16 protein-coding genes and 3 pseudogenes are annotated in these 15,451 nt (G+C 60.3%); 7 read left to right on the forward strand and 12 right to left on the reverse strand.

Annotated elements, in window-relative coordinates; translation table 11 throughout:
- Window positions 1-764: 764 nt before the first annotated feature.
- From AC0NIE_RS31370 to AC0NIE_RS31395, 6 genes and pseudogenes are all read right to left on the reverse strand, one after another.
- Window positions 765-1,472, reverse strand: a complete 708-nt coding sequence (locus tag AC0NIE_RS31370) for a toll/interleukin-1 receptor domain-containing protein (protein ID WP_473489940.1) — start codon at window positions 1,470-1,472, stop codon at window positions 765-767.
- 376 nt (window positions 1,473-1,848) lie between these two features.
- Window positions 1,849-2,070, reverse strand: a pseudogene (locus tag AC0NIE_RS31375) (ABC transporter substrate-binding protein); the annotation flags it as partial.
- The gene (locus tag AC0NIE_RS31380) at window positions 2,015-2,356 is read right to left on the reverse strand and encodes a twin-arginine translocation signal domain-containing protein (protein ID WP_473489941.1); all 342 of its coding nucleotides are present in this window, start codon (window positions 2,354-2,356) and stop codon (window positions 2,015-2,017) included. The pseudogene AC0NIE_RS31375 and the gene AC0NIE_RS31380, both read right to left, overlap by 56 nt.
- Window positions 2,357-2,406: 50 nt before the next feature.
- Window positions 2,407-2,868, reverse strand: coding sequence for an MmgE/PrpD family protein (locus AC0NIE_RS31385; protein WP_473489942.1), 462 nt, complete (start codon window positions 2,866-2,868; stop codon window positions 2,407-2,409).
- 30 nt (window positions 2,869-2,898) lie between these two features.
- Window positions 2,899-3,096 carry a hypothetical protein gene (locus AC0NIE_RS31390; RefSeq protein WP_473489943.1) on the reverse strand — a complete coding sequence of 66 codons (198 nt, stop codon included), beginning with the start codon at window positions 3,094-3,096 and terminating at the stop codon, window positions 2,899-2,901.
- Window positions 3,097-3,184: 88 nt separating this feature from the next.
- Window positions 3,185-3,627 (reverse strand): annotated as a pseudogene (locus tag AC0NIE_RS31395) (IS6 family transposase); the annotation flags it as partial.
- A gap of 98 nt (window positions 3,628-3,725) precedes the next feature.
- Here AC0NIE_RS31395 and AC0NIE_RS31400 point away from each other — a divergent pair.
- Window positions 3,726-4,835, forward strand: a complete 1,110-nt coding sequence (locus AC0NIE_RS31400) for an IS110 family RNA-guided transposase (protein WP_473489944.1) — start codon at window positions 3,726-3,728, stop codon at window positions 4,833-4,835.
- Window positions 4,836-4,969: 134 nt separating this feature from the next.
- Here AC0NIE_RS31400 and tnpA read toward each other — a convergent pair whose 3' ends face one another.
- Window positions 4,970-5,416 (reverse strand): IS66-like element accessory protein TnpA, encoded by a 447-nt coding sequence (tnpA, locus tag AC0NIE_RS31405; RefSeq protein WP_254022669.1) that lies wholly within the window; start codon window positions 5,414-5,416, stop codon window positions 4,970-4,972.
- 457 nt (window positions 5,417-5,873) lie between these two features.
- On the opposite strand from tnpA, the gene AC0NIE_RS31410 reads away from it, so the two are divergent.
- The 4 genes and pseudogenes from AC0NIE_RS31410 (at window position 5,874) to AC0NIE_RS31425 (ending at window position 9,440) form a co-directional block, all read left to right on the forward strand.
- Complete coding sequence (locus tag AC0NIE_RS31410; protein WP_473489945.1) at window positions 5,874-6,320, forward strand: hypothetical protein; 447 nt, start codon at window positions 5,874-5,876, stop codon at window positions 6,318-6,320.
- A gap of 198 nt (window positions 6,321-6,518) precedes the next feature.
- The gene (gene groES / locus AC0NIE_RS31415) at window positions 6,519-6,815 is read left to right on the forward strand and encodes a co-chaperone GroES (RefSeq protein WP_008871949.1); all 297 of its coding nucleotides are present in this window, start codon (window positions 6,519-6,521) and stop codon (window positions 6,813-6,815) included.
- Between the two features lie 62 nt (window positions 6,816-6,877).
- Window positions 6,878-8,542, forward strand: coding sequence for a chaperonin GroEL (gene groL / locus AC0NIE_RS31420; RefSeq protein ID WP_474045105.1), 1,665 nt, complete (start codon window positions 6,878-6,880; stop codon window positions 8,540-8,542).
- A gap of 122 nt (window positions 8,543-8,664) precedes the next feature.
- Window positions 8,665-9,440 (forward strand): annotated as a pseudogene (locus AC0NIE_RS31425) (sulfite exporter TauE/SafE family protein).
- Between the two features lie 809 nt (window positions 9,441-10,249).
- Here AC0NIE_RS31425 and AC0NIE_RS31430 read toward each other — a convergent pair.
- Window positions 10,250-10,867 carry a class I SAM-dependent methyltransferase gene (locus AC0NIE_RS31430; protein WP_473489358.1) on the reverse strand — a complete coding sequence of 206 codons (618 nt, stop codon included), beginning with the start codon at window positions 10,865-10,867 and terminating at the stop codon, window positions 10,250-10,252.
- 158 nt (window positions 10,868-11,025) lie between these two features.
- Here AC0NIE_RS31430 and AC0NIE_RS31435 point away from each other — a divergent pair, with 158 nt between their 5' ends.
- Both AC0NIE_RS31435 and AC0NIE_RS31440 read left to right on the forward strand, forming a co-directional pair.
- Window positions 11,026-11,313, forward strand: coding sequence for a portal protein (locus AC0NIE_RS31435; protein WP_474047331.1), 288 nt, complete (start codon window positions 11,026-11,028; stop codon window positions 11,311-11,313).
- A 71-nt stretch (window positions 11,314-11,384) separates the two neighbouring features.
- Complete coding sequence (locus AC0NIE_RS31440; RefSeq protein WP_473489357.1) at window positions 11,385-11,576, forward strand: hypothetical protein; 192 nt, start codon at window positions 11,385-11,387, stop codon at window positions 11,574-11,576.
- Window positions 11,577-11,679: 103 nt separating this feature from the next.
- On the opposite strand, the gene ubiM is transcribed toward AC0NIE_RS31440, so the two are convergent.
- From ubiM to AC0NIE_RS31460, 4 genes are all read right to left on the reverse strand, one after another.
- Window positions 11,680-12,861, reverse strand: a complete 1,182-nt coding sequence (gene ubiM / locus AC0NIE_RS31445) for a 5-demethoxyubiquinol-8 5-hydroxylase UbiM (RefSeq protein WP_473489356.1) — start codon at window positions 12,859-12,861, stop codon at window positions 11,680-11,682.
- Window positions 12,862-12,990: 129 nt separating this feature from the next.
- Entirely contained in the window at window positions 12,991-13,368 is a 378-nt protein-coding gene (locus tag AC0NIE_RS31450) for a hypothetical protein (RefSeq protein WP_473479540.1), read from the reverse strand.
- On the reverse strand, window positions 13,369-15,270 hold the full coding sequence (locus AC0NIE_RS31455) for a glycoside hydrolase family 127 protein (RefSeq protein WP_473489355.1): 1,902 nt from the start codon (window positions 15,268-15,270) through the stop codon (window positions 13,369-13,371).
- A complete protein-coding gene (locus AC0NIE_RS31460) occupies window positions 15,267-15,389 on the reverse strand; it encodes a hypothetical protein (RefSeq protein WP_473489354.1) in 123 nt (40 codons plus the stop codon). Before AC0NIE_RS31460 ends, AC0NIE_RS31455 begins: the two co-directional genes overlap by 4 nt.
- Window positions 15,390-15,451 lie beyond the last annotated feature (62 nt).

The following is a 15,451-nucleotide window of genomic DNA, read 5'->3' on the forward strand; positions in this document are numbered from 1 at the left end:
CTATCGGCATCGATCGATCGATTTTCGACCTTCTTTAGACGTGCCTTCAACGATCAGCGTCGTCGGAAAAAGACCGTCACGGCCAGTCGTTGGACAGACTCTGCTGGTTCGGTTGCCCGGTCGTGGCCTAGCCTACTGCGCGCCACTCTCCCCTCACTCCCACTCAATCATCAATTAGACTATCATCTCATTGATTTTCCTGATGAAATCATATAATCTGATTTCACATACCGTCAATAATACCGTCAGATTCCTACGCTGTTGAAAAGACTGAAACAATGTGGTCGACGCCGCGGTATGCACACTTTTGACTGCATTATTTACGGGCTGTCATTCGGCGAGGCAAAGCTGGAGTTCTCCGACCATAAGGCAAGGACGGGCTTTGCTCATGCTCGACAGCTCACGCGCATGCTGGACCACACTGCTCGACGCGTCGATCTAAATTCATAATGGCTTACGAGTTTCCCTGCCGCCGGCTCTGTCGGCCATGCGACGGGTGGTAGAGAGCCGACGGGCGGTAGAAAGCATAGCCAGTTGTCCTGCGACGGCGTTGTTGGGGGTAAGACATGCGCCCTTCCCTGCCCCACAATGCTGCGGCGAATTCGCGCCTCCTCACCTTTTGCCGAACCTGCTGAACGCCGGAGATATCGGCAATCGCCGCTCGCTGCCGACAGGTTTGCACGGGTGCGGCTGCCTGGTGAGTGCCGGCGCGTCAGTGCCTGAACCGCTTGTGTAACGTAGGGCCAGCCGCTCCGGCAATAAAGCTAGAGTGCGACCAGCTCGGCGAGCTTGGCCGCCACGTCTGCCATCGGCTCTTCTGCGGTGCTCAGGCCGCTTCGCGAGCCCAACAGGGGGCTGACGTTGCGGAGAGCTTCGTACGTCGTGTTGTGGACGATAGGAACGAGCTGTTCACGCGCTAGAAGTGCCGAAAGCTCCTTGTCGGCGATGCCCTCTGCTGGGAGGCGGCGCAGCAGCGCGGGAGTAACCAGCACGATCCCGACTCGCGACTTCACCAGTCCCTTGTCGATTTCGCGAAGCAACGGCGTGCCGAGGGCAACGTCCTTTTCGCTGAACCAGACCGAGACATCGAGTGATTCGAGCAGATCGTGCAGCTCCTTGGCAGCCCCCTGCCGGTCGTCCCACGCGTGACATAGGAAGACATCTCGAAGGTCAGGTAGTTCCGCTCGGCTCTCGACAGTGTGGCGGATAGGCGTGAGTGCCCGCACTTCTGTAGGCGTGTACAACACGGACGAGCCAGCTTTCGACCAACTTGCTTTTATGCGGCCGGACCCGCCGCCGCTGCTCCGGCCGCCCCCGCTGCCCCCCGACGAGGAATAGTAGGACAGGGCCGGGGACGAGTACGACCCGCTGCTATATCCACCGTAGCGCCCGTAGCGGTGACGGCACGCAGGGCAGTTCGCCGCAGCGCTCGCTGAGCGGTGGCCCTCTCTTGGCGCTGTGCATCTAGCCATGTGAACGTCCCCCAATGTCTTTCTCTAACAAGCTCCCGCTTGGGAGCTCAAATTCGTCAAGTGCTATATCGCTTTAGTCGGCGTTATTGATAGTCTACTGTTGCAAAATTCACGATTCTTGCATCGGGCGAAAAAGTACACCAACTAGTACTCTGACAAGATGCAAAATCTGATGGAGGTGGATTTCACTGAAGACGGGGGAGTTCGCGCCGATCAACGGACGTCCGCTTTGGAGCAACGGAATTGTCGCCCGGAACGGCCGAACTGGGAGCGCGTCGCGCCTCAATGAGAAGTTTATCGAACTTTCATTGAAGAAGTGCGTGTCGTTCCAGGGCATCGTGGATAGATAGGTAGTCGAGTACGTCTGATCCTGAGTCGGGCGACCGGCATTGACCGGGAATTCGTTGCCGAGCGTACCGTACCCACGCAGGATCTTGTTGAGTATCTCCTCGCGGTCGATGGCAAGCTTTAGCGCCATCCTCAGATCGTTGTTGTCAAATGGCGCGGTGTCGCAGAATGACCTCAGGTGGGTAAGCGCCTGATCATATCCACGACCTTGATATAACCGTCGAGGACGTCGCCGGATCGAGACTGTCGGCTGCCCCAGCACCACTAAGGCCGCCCCCGATGACACCGCCGCGGACCGGCCCCTCAGCCCCTGATTTCTGAGTGACCTGCGCCATGTGGCCCAGCGGGGTCAGTACAGGTTTCTCGTAAACGCGCTTAACTGGAACAGTACGCATAGATGCGCGCGCGCCGCTGGCGAGGATCGAATTTGCGAACGTGGCTGAAACGCCGAGCGCCGTCGCATGTCCGAGAAATTCACGTCGGCTCAGCCGACCCGCAGCTAAACGGCGGCTGAGATAGTCGAGTTCCTGCGACATTGAGATGCTCCTCACTCGGATGGGTGTTCGCTGTGGCCTTTATCGAAGCCCTATTTCGACAATATCAACTCATTGGAGCGCTTTACGGTCAAAATCCTGCTATTAACGCAGGAAATTGGCGTTCTTTCCTTTCCTCGTGCACAGTTCGTTTCATCGAAAACGGTGCTGGGACCACCGGAGTCGGTACGCGCGAGATAGGGCGTCATTTGTCTCGCCCCGCGGCTGGTGCTTCCCGCGATCATGCAGCCGACATGGTCGAGGACAAGGAGCTTCGCCTTGTCAACTACTGCTGCCGGCAGTTCGTCGTATGTGAGGCTGGCGACCGTATTGGCAACGTCTAGTGTCAGCGACATAGTTTCAAACCGCAATGAGGAACCTGCGCTATTACCGGGGCCGCAGACACTGCTAGCGAGACTGCCGCGAGTCCACAAAGGCAAATTATGAGGTTGGCTTTCACTTCTTTCCTCTTCTTTGGATTTCTCCACTCTAAGCGATGTCATTCTCCGGAGCATTTGCGGATAGTTATGATCGTGCGTATTTCGTTATTCGACTGCGATAAAGAGAGCGTGCTCCCGGGCGCGCGCCTGCGTCACTTCGATCGTGCAAGGGGCGGGCACCGCTTCGAGCATCCGTGAGTTTTCGCCGGACGGCTTCAATGCCAAGCCAAGGTCCGCAACAGCCGGCCCGGACTGGATGGTGCGCGAGGCCGAGATTTCAGCCTGACCGACGACTGATGTCATCGCGTTGCGCCTGAAAACATCAAAATGCCCGAAGAGGCGATGTCACGTTGTCTGCACATACACGCGTTGAGACCTGCGGCCGCTGATGTCAGCTTACCATGGCCACGGCTTTCCATTCCGCCATGGCCTGCAGGCGGTGAATATATATAGCGAGAGCGGAGCGTTTTGAGCGGGGCGGGACGAAGAGATTGCGCAGAGCCGAGAAGATCGAAACGAAGCGTTGCAGTGCTCCTGGTGATCGGAAGCCTTGCATCATCCGCTCCCGTTTTCGCAGCGGCACATGTGCATCCTCCGCCCGGTTGTTCAATCCTTATGCGACCGATGCTCGACGCCCGGCATCACCTGTCGCCTGGTTGCTCCATAGGGACGCAACTTGTCGGTGATCATGCGCTTCGGCGAGACGCCTTGCTTCTTCAGCAGCCGCGTCAGCAAGCGGTTGGCCGCTTTGGTCTTGCGGCGGTTCGGGACGATCTCGTCGAGCACATAGCCATCCTGGTCGACGGCGCGCCACAAACAGTGTTTCGTAAGACCGTATGTCCGCTTCTGCCGGTGAGGTAGCTCGCCCTACACTGCGCGTCCGAGGGTTGCTCGGGCGGTCCGAGCCGATCCTCATCACAGGAGGACGAGCCGTGGCAGATTATAGGGAAGCATTTGTCGGAATCGATGTCGCCAAGCTGAGGAATGCCATCGCGATTGCGGAAGCCGGCCGGGAGGGAGAGGTTCGGTTCTTCGGCGAGGTCGACGCATCGGATACGAGCATGCGCCGCGTTATCCAACGGATCGCCGCCAAGTTCGATCGCATCCACCTCTGCTACGAGGCGGGCCCAACCGGCTATGGCCTTTACCGGCTGATCCGTTCCCTTGGCCATGAATGCACCGTGGTCGCGCCATCGCTGATTCCAAGGAAGCCTGGCGATCGGGTGAAGACGAACCGCCGGGATGCTCTTTCATTGGCAAGGCTGCTGCGCGCCGGCGAACTGACGGCGGTATGGGTTCCCGATGAAGATCACGAAGCCATGCGAGATCTCGTTCGCGCCCGGGCAGCCGCGGTCGAGACGCTGCGGGTCCATCGCCAGCAGGTGGGCGCTTTCATGCTCAAGCATGGTCGTACCTATCCGCGCACAAAGAGCTGGACCATGCGCTACCTGCGCTGGTTGCAGGAGCAGCGGTTCGATTATCCCGCACATCAGATCGCGCTCCAGGAGATGGTCGAAGCGGTGCGCGTGTCGAACGAGCGGGTGGAACGGCTTGAGCGCGTGATCGAAGAGTTCATTCCGAACTGGTCGCTGGCGCCGATCGTACGAGCGCTCCAGACATTGCGTGGGGTCGATCTGATTGTCGCCGTGACGTTCGCTACCGAGGTCGGCGACGTGAGCCGTTTTGAGAGCCCTCGCCAGCTCATGGGCTACCTCGGCCTCGTTCCCGGTGAGCGATCGACTGGAGAGACAATCAGGCGTGGCGGCATCACTAAGGCAGGCAATGGCCGCGTTCGCCACATGCTGGTCGAGAGCGCCTGGACCTATCGACATCCGCCCCGGATCGGTAAGGCGAAGCTATACCGGTTGGAGCAAGCGCCGCCGAAAGTCCGCGAGATCGCATGGAAGGCTCAGGCCCGCCTGACGACCCGGTATCGAAAGCTGGTTGCGCCAGGCAAGCGAACGACGGTGGTCTGCACGGCGATCGCCCGCGAACTAGTCGGCTTCATGTGGGCCGTCGCCAGGGAGGCACGCTCCACCTGATCGCTCGCCGCGGCAGTGTACACCTCGCGCATGGGCGGAGGCGGGACCACGGCCAGGGGAATGCCCGTCCGCGCCCTTGCGGAAGTCCACTGGCTTCGTCGCCACCATGACCTTGACCGCACCCGTCGGCCCGATCACGTCGTTGCCTTAAGCGCGCGGATTATAGCAGCCACCGTCTTGGTGTCGGCGCCGCGGCCAACGCGCATGGCGACACCGCCGATCTCAAGCTCGATCACTCCGGCGTCGCGGACCGCCTTCTGCTTCCGTGGTCGTCCTGGGCGCTGCGCCACCGGTTCCGGCAAAGACGCTGCAACCACCGCAGGAACGAACAGGGATTCTGATGCCGTCGCCTCTGCCGATGGCTGACGCGCGGCACGGCGCCAGGCAAACAATTGCTGCGGGGAAAGCGCATATCGGCGAGCTACAGCACAAACCGTCACGCCAGCCTCGTAGCTCTCCGCAACGATCCGCGCCTTCTCCTCTGGAGGCCACTCGCGTCGCCGGCCGGAGCCCGTGAACACCTCGAACCGGCGCACCGGCTCCAAATCGTTCGACTTAAGCGTTAGCTCTGAAATCGTCATATGTCGAAGCCCTCAAAGGCTCCGAACATCGTCCTTCATGCCGATCTCCGAAAGGTGCCGTCGGAACACCGCTTACGTTTCATCTCGGTTTATGGTCAAATCGGCGTGGGGCCCACGAGGGTGGGTAAAACCGGCGTAAGGCCCCTGAGGGTGCGAGCCGCAGATTATCGCGGCGAACCTGTCAGTTCCCTCCGGAGATGCCGCAGAGCAATGGAAGGGCCGAACGAAGCTCTTAACACTTGGCCAACGTCTCAGTGCTCGATTGGTCTTGTGAACTCCGAGGCCACAACCGTAACGCAAACTGTGACGCCGATGGAAAATCTCGGTCTTCCGATCGCAATGACGTCAAGGCCCGCGTGACCACCTACAACATCGCAGCACACGCCAGTACCCGGCATGATCGTCACGGCTTTCCGGTGCCGTTGCGGCTCAACGCGCTGCGTTCACGGCGGAATTCGTGCAGGGAGAGTTTCTCGCGGAAGGCGCACTGGACGGGTTCAACGAGGAGGCGCGCCATCCTGTCTATCTAATCGCCGACATGGGACTCAGGCTCTCTGAAGCGGCAAACCTCACCACTGAAACAATCCACCTCGATCATGAAATCCCAAACATCGTCCTCAAAACGAGCATTCCGCTCGACCCGCTGATCGGAACCTACCGAACAAGCAAATTGCGAGCGCGCTTTAGGATTGCCAGGCGCTTCGGCAGGCATTTGCAGACCATCGATTGCGATAAGCGCTCCTTTTGGCGATGCCACTTAGGTTATGATGAATTGCAAAAAGCTCAAGACTGTTTGGCTGACCATCGATTCCGGCCGACTGCTCGGCCATTAATTTCACATAATTTCACATTCCAAACAGAGACGAAAGTTGGCCCAGCGCTTACGGCCGAAACGCTCGCTTAGGCAGTTGGATGCACCGTAACGGACGCGAGGCTTCCGCGCCGATTCCAAATCCTTTGCTCTTCGGCCGTCCCCTCGTCCGTCTTGACTAGTACGAGCCCACAGCCTATTTCAGCGCCACGTTAGCACTCTCCACTGGCGAGTGCTAACCACGCTCCGGCAACGGAGAACCTTTCAACCTCCGCACCAGGGATATCCAAAATGGCAAAGTCGAATTTCCGGCCGCTGCATGACCGCGTGGTCGTTCGTCGGGTCGAATCCGAATCCAAGACCTCCGGCGGCATCATCATCCCCGATACGGCTAAGGAAAAGCCGCAGGAAGGCGACATCATCGCCGTTGGTTCCGGCGCCCGTGACGAAGCCGGCAAGCTCGTCCCGCTGGACGTCAAGGCCGGCGATCGCATCCTGTTCGGCAAGTGGTCGGGCACCGAAGTCAAGCTCAATGGCGAAGACCTTCTGATCATGAAGGAATCCGACATCATGGGCATCATCGGCTGAATATCGGCCTCACCATCACTTAAACCTCAGGGCTCAATTCAAGCCCCTGCCAGGAGCTAAAAATGGCTGCCAAAGACGTAAAATTTTCTCGCGATGCCCGTGAGCGCATGCTGCGCGGCGTCAACATCCTCGCCGACGCTGTGAAGGTCACGCTCGGCCCCAAGGGCCGCAACGTGGTCCTCGACAAGTCGTTCGGCGCACCGCGCATCACCAAGGACGGCGTCACCGTCGCCAAGGAAATCGAGCTTGAAGACAAGTTCGAGAACATGGGCGCGCAGATGGTCCGCGAAGTCGCTTCGAAGACCAACGACATCGCCGGCGACGGCACCACGACCGCGACCGTTCTGGCGCAGTCGATCGTCCAGGAAGGCCACAAGTCGGTTGCCGCCGGCATGAACCCGATGGACCTGAAGCGCGGCATCGACCTCGCGGTTAGCGACGTCGTCGCGACGCTGATCAAGAACGCCAAGAAGATCAAGACCTCGGAAGAGGTTGCCCAGGTCGGCACCATCGCCGGCAATGGCGATGCTTCGGTCGGCTCGATGATCGCCGAAGCGATGCAGAAGGTCGGCAATGAGGGTGTCATCACGGTCGAGGAAGCCAAGACCGCGGAGACCGAACTCGAAGTCGTCGAAGGCATGCAGTTCGACCGCGGCTACCTCTCGCCCTACTTCGTCACCAACGCCGACAAGATGGTTGCGGATCTGGAAGACGCTTACATCCTTCTCCACGAGAAGAAGCTCTCCAACCTGCAGGCCATGCTGCCGATCCTCGAGGCTGTCGTGCAGACCTCGAAGCCGCTGGTCATCATTTCGGAAGATGTCGAAGGCGAGGCTCTGGCCACGCTCGTCGTCAACAAGCTGCGTGGCGGCCTGAAGATCGCCGCCGTCAAGGCGCCGGGTTTTGGTGATCGCCGCAAGGCCATGCTGGAAGACATCGCCATCCTCACCGGTGGCCAGGTCATTTCCGAAGACCTCGGCATCAAGCTCGAGAATGTTGGCCTCAACATGCTCGGCCGCGCCAAGAAGGTGTCGATCTCCAAGGAGAACACCACCATCGTCGACGGTGCCGGCAAGAAGGCCGAGATCCAGGGCCGCGTCGCCCAGATCAAGCAGCAGATCGAGGAGACCACATCGGACTACGACAAGGAGAAGCTGCAGGAACGTCTCGCCAAGCTGGCGGGCGGCGTTGCCGTCATTCGCGTCGGCGGTGCGACCGAGATCGAAGTCAAGGAAAAGAAGGACCGCGTCGATGACGCCCTCAACGCGACCCGTGCGGCCGTCGAAGAAGGCATCGTTCCCGGCGGTGGCGTCGCACTTCTGCGCGCTTCGCTGGCCATCACCGTCAGCGGCGCCAACTCCGACCAGACCGCCGGCATCAGCATCGTGCGTCGCGCGCTGCAGGCTCCGGCTCGCCAGATCGCGGCCAACGCCGGTGCGGAAGCATCGATCGTTGCCGGCAAGATCCTCGAGAACACGGGCCCGACCTTCGGCTTCAATGCCCAGACCGGCGAATATGGCGACATGATCGCCATGGGTATCGTAGATCCGGTCAAGGTCGTGCGCACAGCTCTCCAGGATGCGGCCTCGGTCGCCGGCCTGCTGGTCACCACCGAAGCCATGATCGCGGAGGCTCCGAAGAAGGAGTCGGCTGGCGGCGGCATGCCTGGCGGCATGGGCGGCGGCGGCATGGGCGGTATGGGCGGTATGGGCGGTATGGATTTCTAAGGTCCACGCACCTCAACAATCTCGATGGGCGGCAGCGATGCCGCCCTTTTCTCTGACGCGGAGCCAAGCCGGATGCCACATCCATAAGGCTACATACGGCGGCACTTTCACGGCGGACACCAATGACTGACTTCATTCTGTTCGCCATTGTCGGCTTCCTCGCCCAGGCCGTTGACGGCGCGTTAGCATGGCCTATGGCGCGATCTCCTCCACCGTGCTGCTCTCCTTCGGTGTTCCGCCGGCGCAGGCTTCCGCCGCGGTACACGCGGCGGAAGTGTTCACCACGGCCGCTTCCGGCACGGCGCACCACTACCACCGCAATATCGACTGGAAGCTGTTCTGGCGGCTTGCTCCTTTCGGCATTCTCGGCGGCTGCCTCGGCGCCTTCGTGCTGACCTCGTTCGACGGCGACATGGTGAAGCCCTACGTCACGACCTATCTCGCTGTGATCGGGCTCTGGCTGTTCCTCCGGTCGTTCCGCAAGATCCCCAGCAATCCGGTTCCTACCCGTCTTGTGGCGCCGCTGGGCACTGTCGGCGGCTTCCTCGACGCTGCAGGCGGCGGCGGATGGGGTCCGATGGTCGTGACCGGACTGCTCGGCGCTGGCGCGCCGCCCCGCTATGTGATCGGCACTGTCAATGCGGCCGAGTTCCTGATCACGCTAGCGGTGTCCGTCACCTTCATCGTCGCGCTCGTCTCTGGGCACTGGCAGGAAGCGGGGGCGCTGTCGACACATGCAAGCTCGGTGCTGGGGCTGATCGTGGGCGGCATAGTCGCCGCTCCGCTTGCCGGATGGGGGCTCAAGGCGATTGCCGAGCGGACACTTTTGCGGCTCGTCGGCTGCCTGATCATGCTGCTCGCTTTGTTCCAGACCGCCCAACAACTGGGATTCGTCTGACCTGAGCAAGCGGACTACCCTTCTAAGCCTTCGCTTTGCTTCCGGACATCATGATCAGCGTAACCGAAGTGAATCGCGGACTGGAGGCGACTTGCCACCCTGGAAAACCTACCTGCGCCACGAACGGCGTATGGCACGCCAGTGATCAACGCGTTTCCCATTCCCGCCTCGCCCGACCCATCGGTCCTTTTACGCTCTGCTCGATGCAGTGACTGCTCTGCTCGATGCAGTGACTGATGACGGCGGCGATCAACATTGCTTCGCGTGCTCTTTTAGTGCCAATTCAAGCGCTTGGCTCAAAGGCACCGCCTTGGAGAACAGGAAGCCCTGAGCAGTTCTGCAGCCGAGCTTGTACAGAATTTGCCGGTCCGCCTCTGTTTCGACGCCTCGGCCATGACATCGATGCGGAGCGCCCGACCAAGATCGATCACCGTTTTGACAAGCAGCCGGTCCTCCCGAGACTTGGCCAAGCCGCGGATGAAGCCTTGATCTATTTTCACCTAAAGTAGCCGTCGTCCCGTTCGCGCCTGACCTCAAGGTTGATACCGGCCTTCGCACAGCTCTGCTGCGCTGGCCTGCTGGTATTGGCACCGGCATGCGAGGCAGGTGAAGCGGCGGGGGAGTGCGCATAATCTCCCCCTTGAGGGGCCCTTGAAGGGGGAGATTATGCCGATGGCGACAGCGGGGGGTCGGCACGTGTTGAAGCAGCCTTTATCGGGGACAGAGGATGCCCGCGCTTTACGCGAGATGACCCCTCTGCTCTGCCGAGCATCTCCCCTCAAGGGTCCTCAAGCGGGGAGACTACGCTCTTACTCCGGCTTGCGCGCGAACGCCCAGACCATCAGCGGGTATTCCTCGTCGTTGCTGAGGTCGCGCCATAGGCCGTAGGCGCGCACCGGGCCGCCGATATGGGCTTTGGCGCAGGCTCTGTTGCCCCAGCCGAACACTTCTATCCCGGATTCCGGGAAGCCGCCTTCGACCATCACCTGCTTCAGGCCGGCGGGGGTCCAGCGGTTGTAGTCGTGCGGCCTGGCATGCACCCTGAACAGGAATGGCGTCGCCACCATCGCCCAGCCGCCCGGCCGGGTCATGGCGTGGATATTCTGTGCCGCGGCAAACGGGCGCTGCACATGCTCCAGCACCTGGTCGGCGATGACCACGGAATATTGCCGGTCGGTGCGGTCCTTGCAGACGTCGAAATCAGGGAAATCGACCGAGGTATAGTTGGAGCACATCGTCTTCCAGTAGCGGTTCCAGCCGGGTGAAACCTCGATCACGTCAGATGATTCGCGGCCGTCAGCTTCAAGAAACGCGGTGAACGCCTCGATCTGCCTGATGCGCAGCCAGTTGCGGGAATCGTAGCCGATCAGCCGTTTTGCAACCTGCTTGCTTCGCCTCGTCAGGGCACCGGGTAGGCTCTCCGTCATTGTCACATCGATCTCCTTGATTCGCCCCCCCCCGCGCCCCTTGATTATCGAAAAAGATAACTAAATTCGACCTGGCCTTGGCAATATCTGGGCTTCGAACAAGCTGATACGACCGAACAAGGAAATGCCATGAGAGCAATTCCCGCGCCTACTATATCCTGTCGCGACAGGCGGAACTGGAGAGCGAGCGCTGCCGGTATGAGGCTGTCTGGGAGGCGGTATCGGGAATTCTGCGACCCCGACGCGCCCGATTTCTGGAGTGGTGGCCGGGGGCGGAACCGCAGGCCGAGCGGCAGGAGCGGCGCGGCGCCCGCGTCTACGCCAACACCATCAACTCGGCTGCAAACCGGCTGGCCGCCGGGCTGGAAAGCCTGATCATCCCGCAGTCGGGAAAATGGCACGGGCTGTCGACGTCGAACCCATTTGCGCTCGTTGCACGCCCGTGATCAACGCGTTTCCCATTCCCGCCTCACCCCAGCCCATCGGTCATTTGACGCTCTGCTCGATGCAGTGACTGTTGACGGCGGTGATCAACATTGCTTCGGGTGCTCTTTTACTCAAGAGCTTGGCTGAGAGGCACCGCCTCGGAGAACAGGAAGCCCTGAGCAGTTCTGCAGCCAAGCTTGTAAAGAAATTGCCGATCCGCCTCCGTCTCGACGCCCCCGGCCATGACGAGCGCCCGACCAAGATCGATCGGGGCGACATTTAGGGCCTGCCGCAGGAAGCTGCCGCCTCTGCGTGCAGGGGCAGCGATTACTCCGGCGAATGAGGCCCTCTTTCATCGCGCAAGGTCCAAAGCTGCTGGTACGGTTTCATCGCCTAAGCATGGCCGAAATGCCATGCCGCATAAAGGGGGCATGTTGGGCGAACCGAAGCCCCACATGTCGTGCAAGCCGTGCCGCCGGGTGCTCGCTTGAGTAGAGTCCGACGAGAATGTTCGTGCCGTGGAAGAGCGGCGCCGCTGACAGGCGCAGCCACCTTTCGTATCCGTGCAGCATGTCGGGATCGGCAATCTCGCGACCGTCGCGACATGCTGTTAGGATTCCATAGGCGAGTTGCTTCTGGCCGCTGATACCGATGTTGAAACCATGCGCAGTCACCGGGTGCATGCCGATGGCAGCGTCGCCGATGAGTGCGGCGCTGGGAGCTCGGAATTTGTGCGCCCAAGTCGTGACCAGCGGATAGGTGTGGCGCTTGCTTGCCAAGGTCATTTTTCCAAGGCGCCCTCGACACCGGTTCGTCAATTCCCTCAGAAACAAATGGTCGCTGAAGGCAAGCAGTCTATCGGCCTCGTTTGAGCGCAGGGTGAGCAGCAGCGACGACACTCCCTCCGCCAGGGGCAACATCGCTATCGTCTGATGGTGATCGAACCATTCGATTGCCACCTGGTGGTGGGGGCGCTCATGCCGCACCCGGCATATTAGCATCGAGTAGCCAAGCCGATTGATATCGGCGCCTATGCCGAGCAGATCACGAGTGGCCGACAGACGTGAATCGGCGGCAACCACAAGGCTAGCGTTCAACTGCACGCCATTAGACAGCGTTACGAGTGCTCCTGTGTGGCTGGTTGTTGCATCTACGACCGAGTGGCCGCACAGCAGCCGCGCGTGATTCTGCACGTGGATGGTCTTGAACAGCGCGTCGCGGATCCGGCAATTTGGGACCAAAACTCCGAGGGGTTCTCCAGACCCGCTGGGAGGATCGAAACGCAGAGCGAAAGGGCTCGAACCGTTGAGCACGCGCGCGCCGTGAAGCTGTGATTTGTCCGAAGCAGGGATGGCATCCCAAGCGCCGATCTCGCGAAGGATTCTGATCGAGGCGTGGGTCAGCGCGATTTCCCGGCCGTCAAAAGGCGGATTGGCGAGAGTATCAATTGAGTTCTGTTCGACAACTGCGACCTTGAGTTGGCTTTGAGCGAGTGATGCGGCGAAGCAAAGTCCGACCGGCCCCGCTCCAACGACAATGATGTCGAAGCTGTCATCGGAGTCGGCCATCAGCGTGGCGCCATCGCGTAGGCTCTCCAGTGCCCAAGCACGAGCTGCGAAATCAAAAAACGCCTCTGATGCTAGTTAAGCACGACGCGCACAAGCTATGGCCGCCTAAATAAGTGGCAAGCCGCCTCATCAGCGGCAGATGCTCACAAAGCCGTTGCTTGACGGCTGTAGCTGGCAAGTAAGCGGTCGATCGGGCCGTTGCTGCGGCGCGATCTCGCGATCCTGGGAACGGAACTGCTGCTGCTGCTGCTGATATTGCTGCCGCCGCAGCCTGTTCTCCAGCATCAGTAATTCGTTCTGCTCGACCAGCCCATTGCGATTGGCGGGGTTGAGGACTGGTGCCGAGGCGACTGGATCCGGCAACGTCGCCGTTCCCAGCATTCCCGACATGAAGATCGTCAATAGGCGAAATCGCGACATCCGTTCACTCCTGCAAACAAAACTTTGGCATACTCCGCTCACCTGGGCAGACAGCCAGCCAACCAACGGGTTTCTCACCTCGGCCATTCAGCTTTCCAGCAGCCACACCTGCATCGAGCCTTTTGCCCGATTGTTCCAGAGATAGTATGGCAGGGCGGTTAGCCGGCAGTCCGAAGCGATGGGGGGTGTATTTCTGTATAGGCTGTCTCCCCAGCCTTGGTCTTCGACGCGCTGCGCGGAGGCAGTCAGCGTGACCACGCCATCGAAAAGATCGCCCCGTTCCATCGTTTCGATCTCGGACTCTCGCGGCAGTGTGAGCTGCTGCACGGGCGCCCCGGGATTATCGACCTCTTCAACGCAATAAACCAATGGTCCGCGCTTAAGCGCCACCCGGCCGATATCCTGCTTGACCGAGGGATGAGCATAGATGCGCTCGGGAGAAATCGGTAGCTCGAGGGCGATGGTGTCTCCGGCACTCCATAGCCGCGAGATCGCAAGATAGCCATTTCTGGTGCATGCCGTCACATCGACTGCACATCCCCCGACCGAAGCTTCGGCTTCATGAGCCCAACCGGGAATGCGGAGGTTGATAGTGAACTCGGCTGGCGCGTCAGGGCTGACCTCGATCCTGATCGAGCCGAAAAATGGATAGGCGCTGGTTTCCCGCAGGAACACATTGCCCGTAGCGAGTTGGATGTTCGTCGAAACGCCGCCGTAGAGATGGAAGGCGATTGCGTTTTCACTGGCCGAGACGAAATAGCCTCCGATCGAAGCAATCAAACGAGACGAATTCATCGTGCAGCATGGGCATGAGTGCCAGGCCCATCTGCTGCGTCGCCCATCGCTCTCGAGCGGATTGGAGTAGAAATAGAGCTCGCCATCGCGCGAAAGGCCGGTCAGCGCGCCGTTGAACAACGCCTGTTCCAGAACGTCGGCGTATCGGCCGTCGAGTTCGAGATGCAGCATCCGATGTGCCCAGAAGATCAGGCCTACCGAGGCGCAGGTCTCCGCATACGCCGTGTCGTTCGGCAGGTCGTGATCCTCAGTAAAGCCTTCATTCGCGGCAGCCGGACCCAAGCCGGACGTGATGTAGATTTTCGAGGAGATGACGTCGGCCCAGAGCACCTCGCATGCTTTCTTGAGGCTGTCGTCATTCAGTTCCGCCGCGAGGTCGGCCATGGCAGAAAGCATGTACATCGCTCGGACCGCATGTCCGACCACCTTAGTTTGCTCGCGCACCGGCCTGTGCGACTGGTTGTACTCATATCTTTCCGCCCTGAAAGCCCTGGGGTTCTCCCCGCGCGCGACCGCTTCCTGATCGAAGTAGTGCGGCTGACGCCCGCGCTCATTCATGAAATAGGCCGCGAGGTCGAGATGCATTCTGTCTCCAGTCAAGCGATAGAGCTTAACGAGGGCCAGCTCGATTTCCTGATGGCCGCAATAGCCGCGCTTTTGGCCGGGGTTCGGGCCGAATGTGTTGCGCACATGGTCAACATACCGCTCAAGGATGTCCAGGAGCCGGCGCCGGCCCGTCGCGAGGAAGTACGCGATACCGCCCTCGAGCAGATGTCCAAGATTGTAGAGTTCGTGATTGTCGCGCAGGTTGGTCCAGCGCTTGTCGGGCTCGCGCTGCAGGTACCAGCAGTTCAGATAACCGTCGGGAGCCTGCGCCTTTTCGAGATCATCGACAATGTTTTCGATCCATGCCTCGATGTCGGGATCACGCCTGTGTGACAGCGCGTAGGATGCTGCTTCTATCCACTTGCCGGCGTCGGAATCCCAGAACACCTGCCCGGAATCGTGCTCGTTGCCTGGGACGCTCAGTGGCAGCGACTGGTTCGGCAGTGTGAGGGACAGCAATACACCTTGCTTGCCAAGCTGGACGTGCTGGCTGGGGATGGTCCGTGTCAGCACCGTCTCCAGCCGCTCGCGCCAGAATTGCCCCTCCAGCGCGACATCAACGAACCGAACTGGCTTGAACTCGCTCATTCGAACGCATCGGCTCCTGCAATGACGTGCGCCGGCCTGCTCACGGCTTCGACAATGCCGGCGCCCCCGGCGAACACGGCCAGCACCTGATGCCGCTCAGCTTCCGTCCGGCCAGACATGCGTTCTCCCCTTGAAAAGACTAGTCCATTGAAATCAGGGCGATGAGGAGACTGCACTGATC

The sequence above is a fragment of the Mesorhizobium sp. WSM4842 genome (assembly GCF_055901575.1).

Coding starts and splice junctions, on each gene's coding strand:
- AC0NIE_RS31370 (WP_473489940.1), bottom strand. CDS start 1,472: ATGGCTAGATGCACAGCGCCAAGAGAGGGCCACCGCTCAGCGAGCGCT.
- AC0NIE_RS31380 (WP_473489941.1), bottom strand. CDS start 2,356: ATGTCGCAGGAACTCGACTATCTCAGCCGCCGTTTAGCTGCGGGTCGG.
- AC0NIE_RS31385 (WP_473489942.1), bottom strand. CDS start 2,868: ATGCTCCGGAGAATGACATCGCTTAGAGTGGAGAAATCCAAAGAAGAG.
- AC0NIE_RS31390 (WP_473489943.1), bottom strand. CDS start 3,096: ATGACATCAGTCGTCGGTCAGGCTGAAATCTCGGCCTCGCGCACCATC.
- tnpA (WP_254022669.1), bottom strand. CDS start 5,416: ATGACGATTTCAGAGCTAACGCTTAAGTCGAACGATTTGGAGCCGGTG.
- groES (WP_008871949.1), top strand. CDS start 6,519: ATGGCAAAGTCGAATTTCCGGCCGCTGCATGACCGCGTGGTCGTTCGT.
- groL (WP_474045105.1), top strand. CDS start 6,878: ATGGCTGCCAAAGACGTAAAATTTTCTCGCGATGCCCGTGAGCGCATG.
- AC0NIE_RS31430 (WP_473489358.1), bottom strand. CDS start 10,867: ATGACGGAGAGCCTACCCGGTGCCCTGACGAGGCGAAGCAAGCAGGTT.
- ubiM (WP_473489356.1), bottom strand. CDS start 12,861: ATGGCCGACTCCGATGACAGCTTCGACATCATTGTCGTTGGAGCGGGG.
- AC0NIE_RS31450 (WP_473479540.1), bottom strand. CDS start 13,368: ATGGCCGAGGTGAGAAACCCGTTGGTTGGCTGGCTGTCTGCCCAGGTG.
- AC0NIE_RS31455 (WP_473489355.1), bottom strand. CDS start 15,270: ATGAGCGAGTTCAAGCCAGTTCGGTTCGTTGATGTCGCGCTGGAGGGG.
- AC0NIE_RS31460 (WP_473489354.1), bottom strand. CDS start 15,389: ATGTCTGGCCGGACGGAAGCTGAGCGGCATCAGGTGCTGGCCGTGTTC.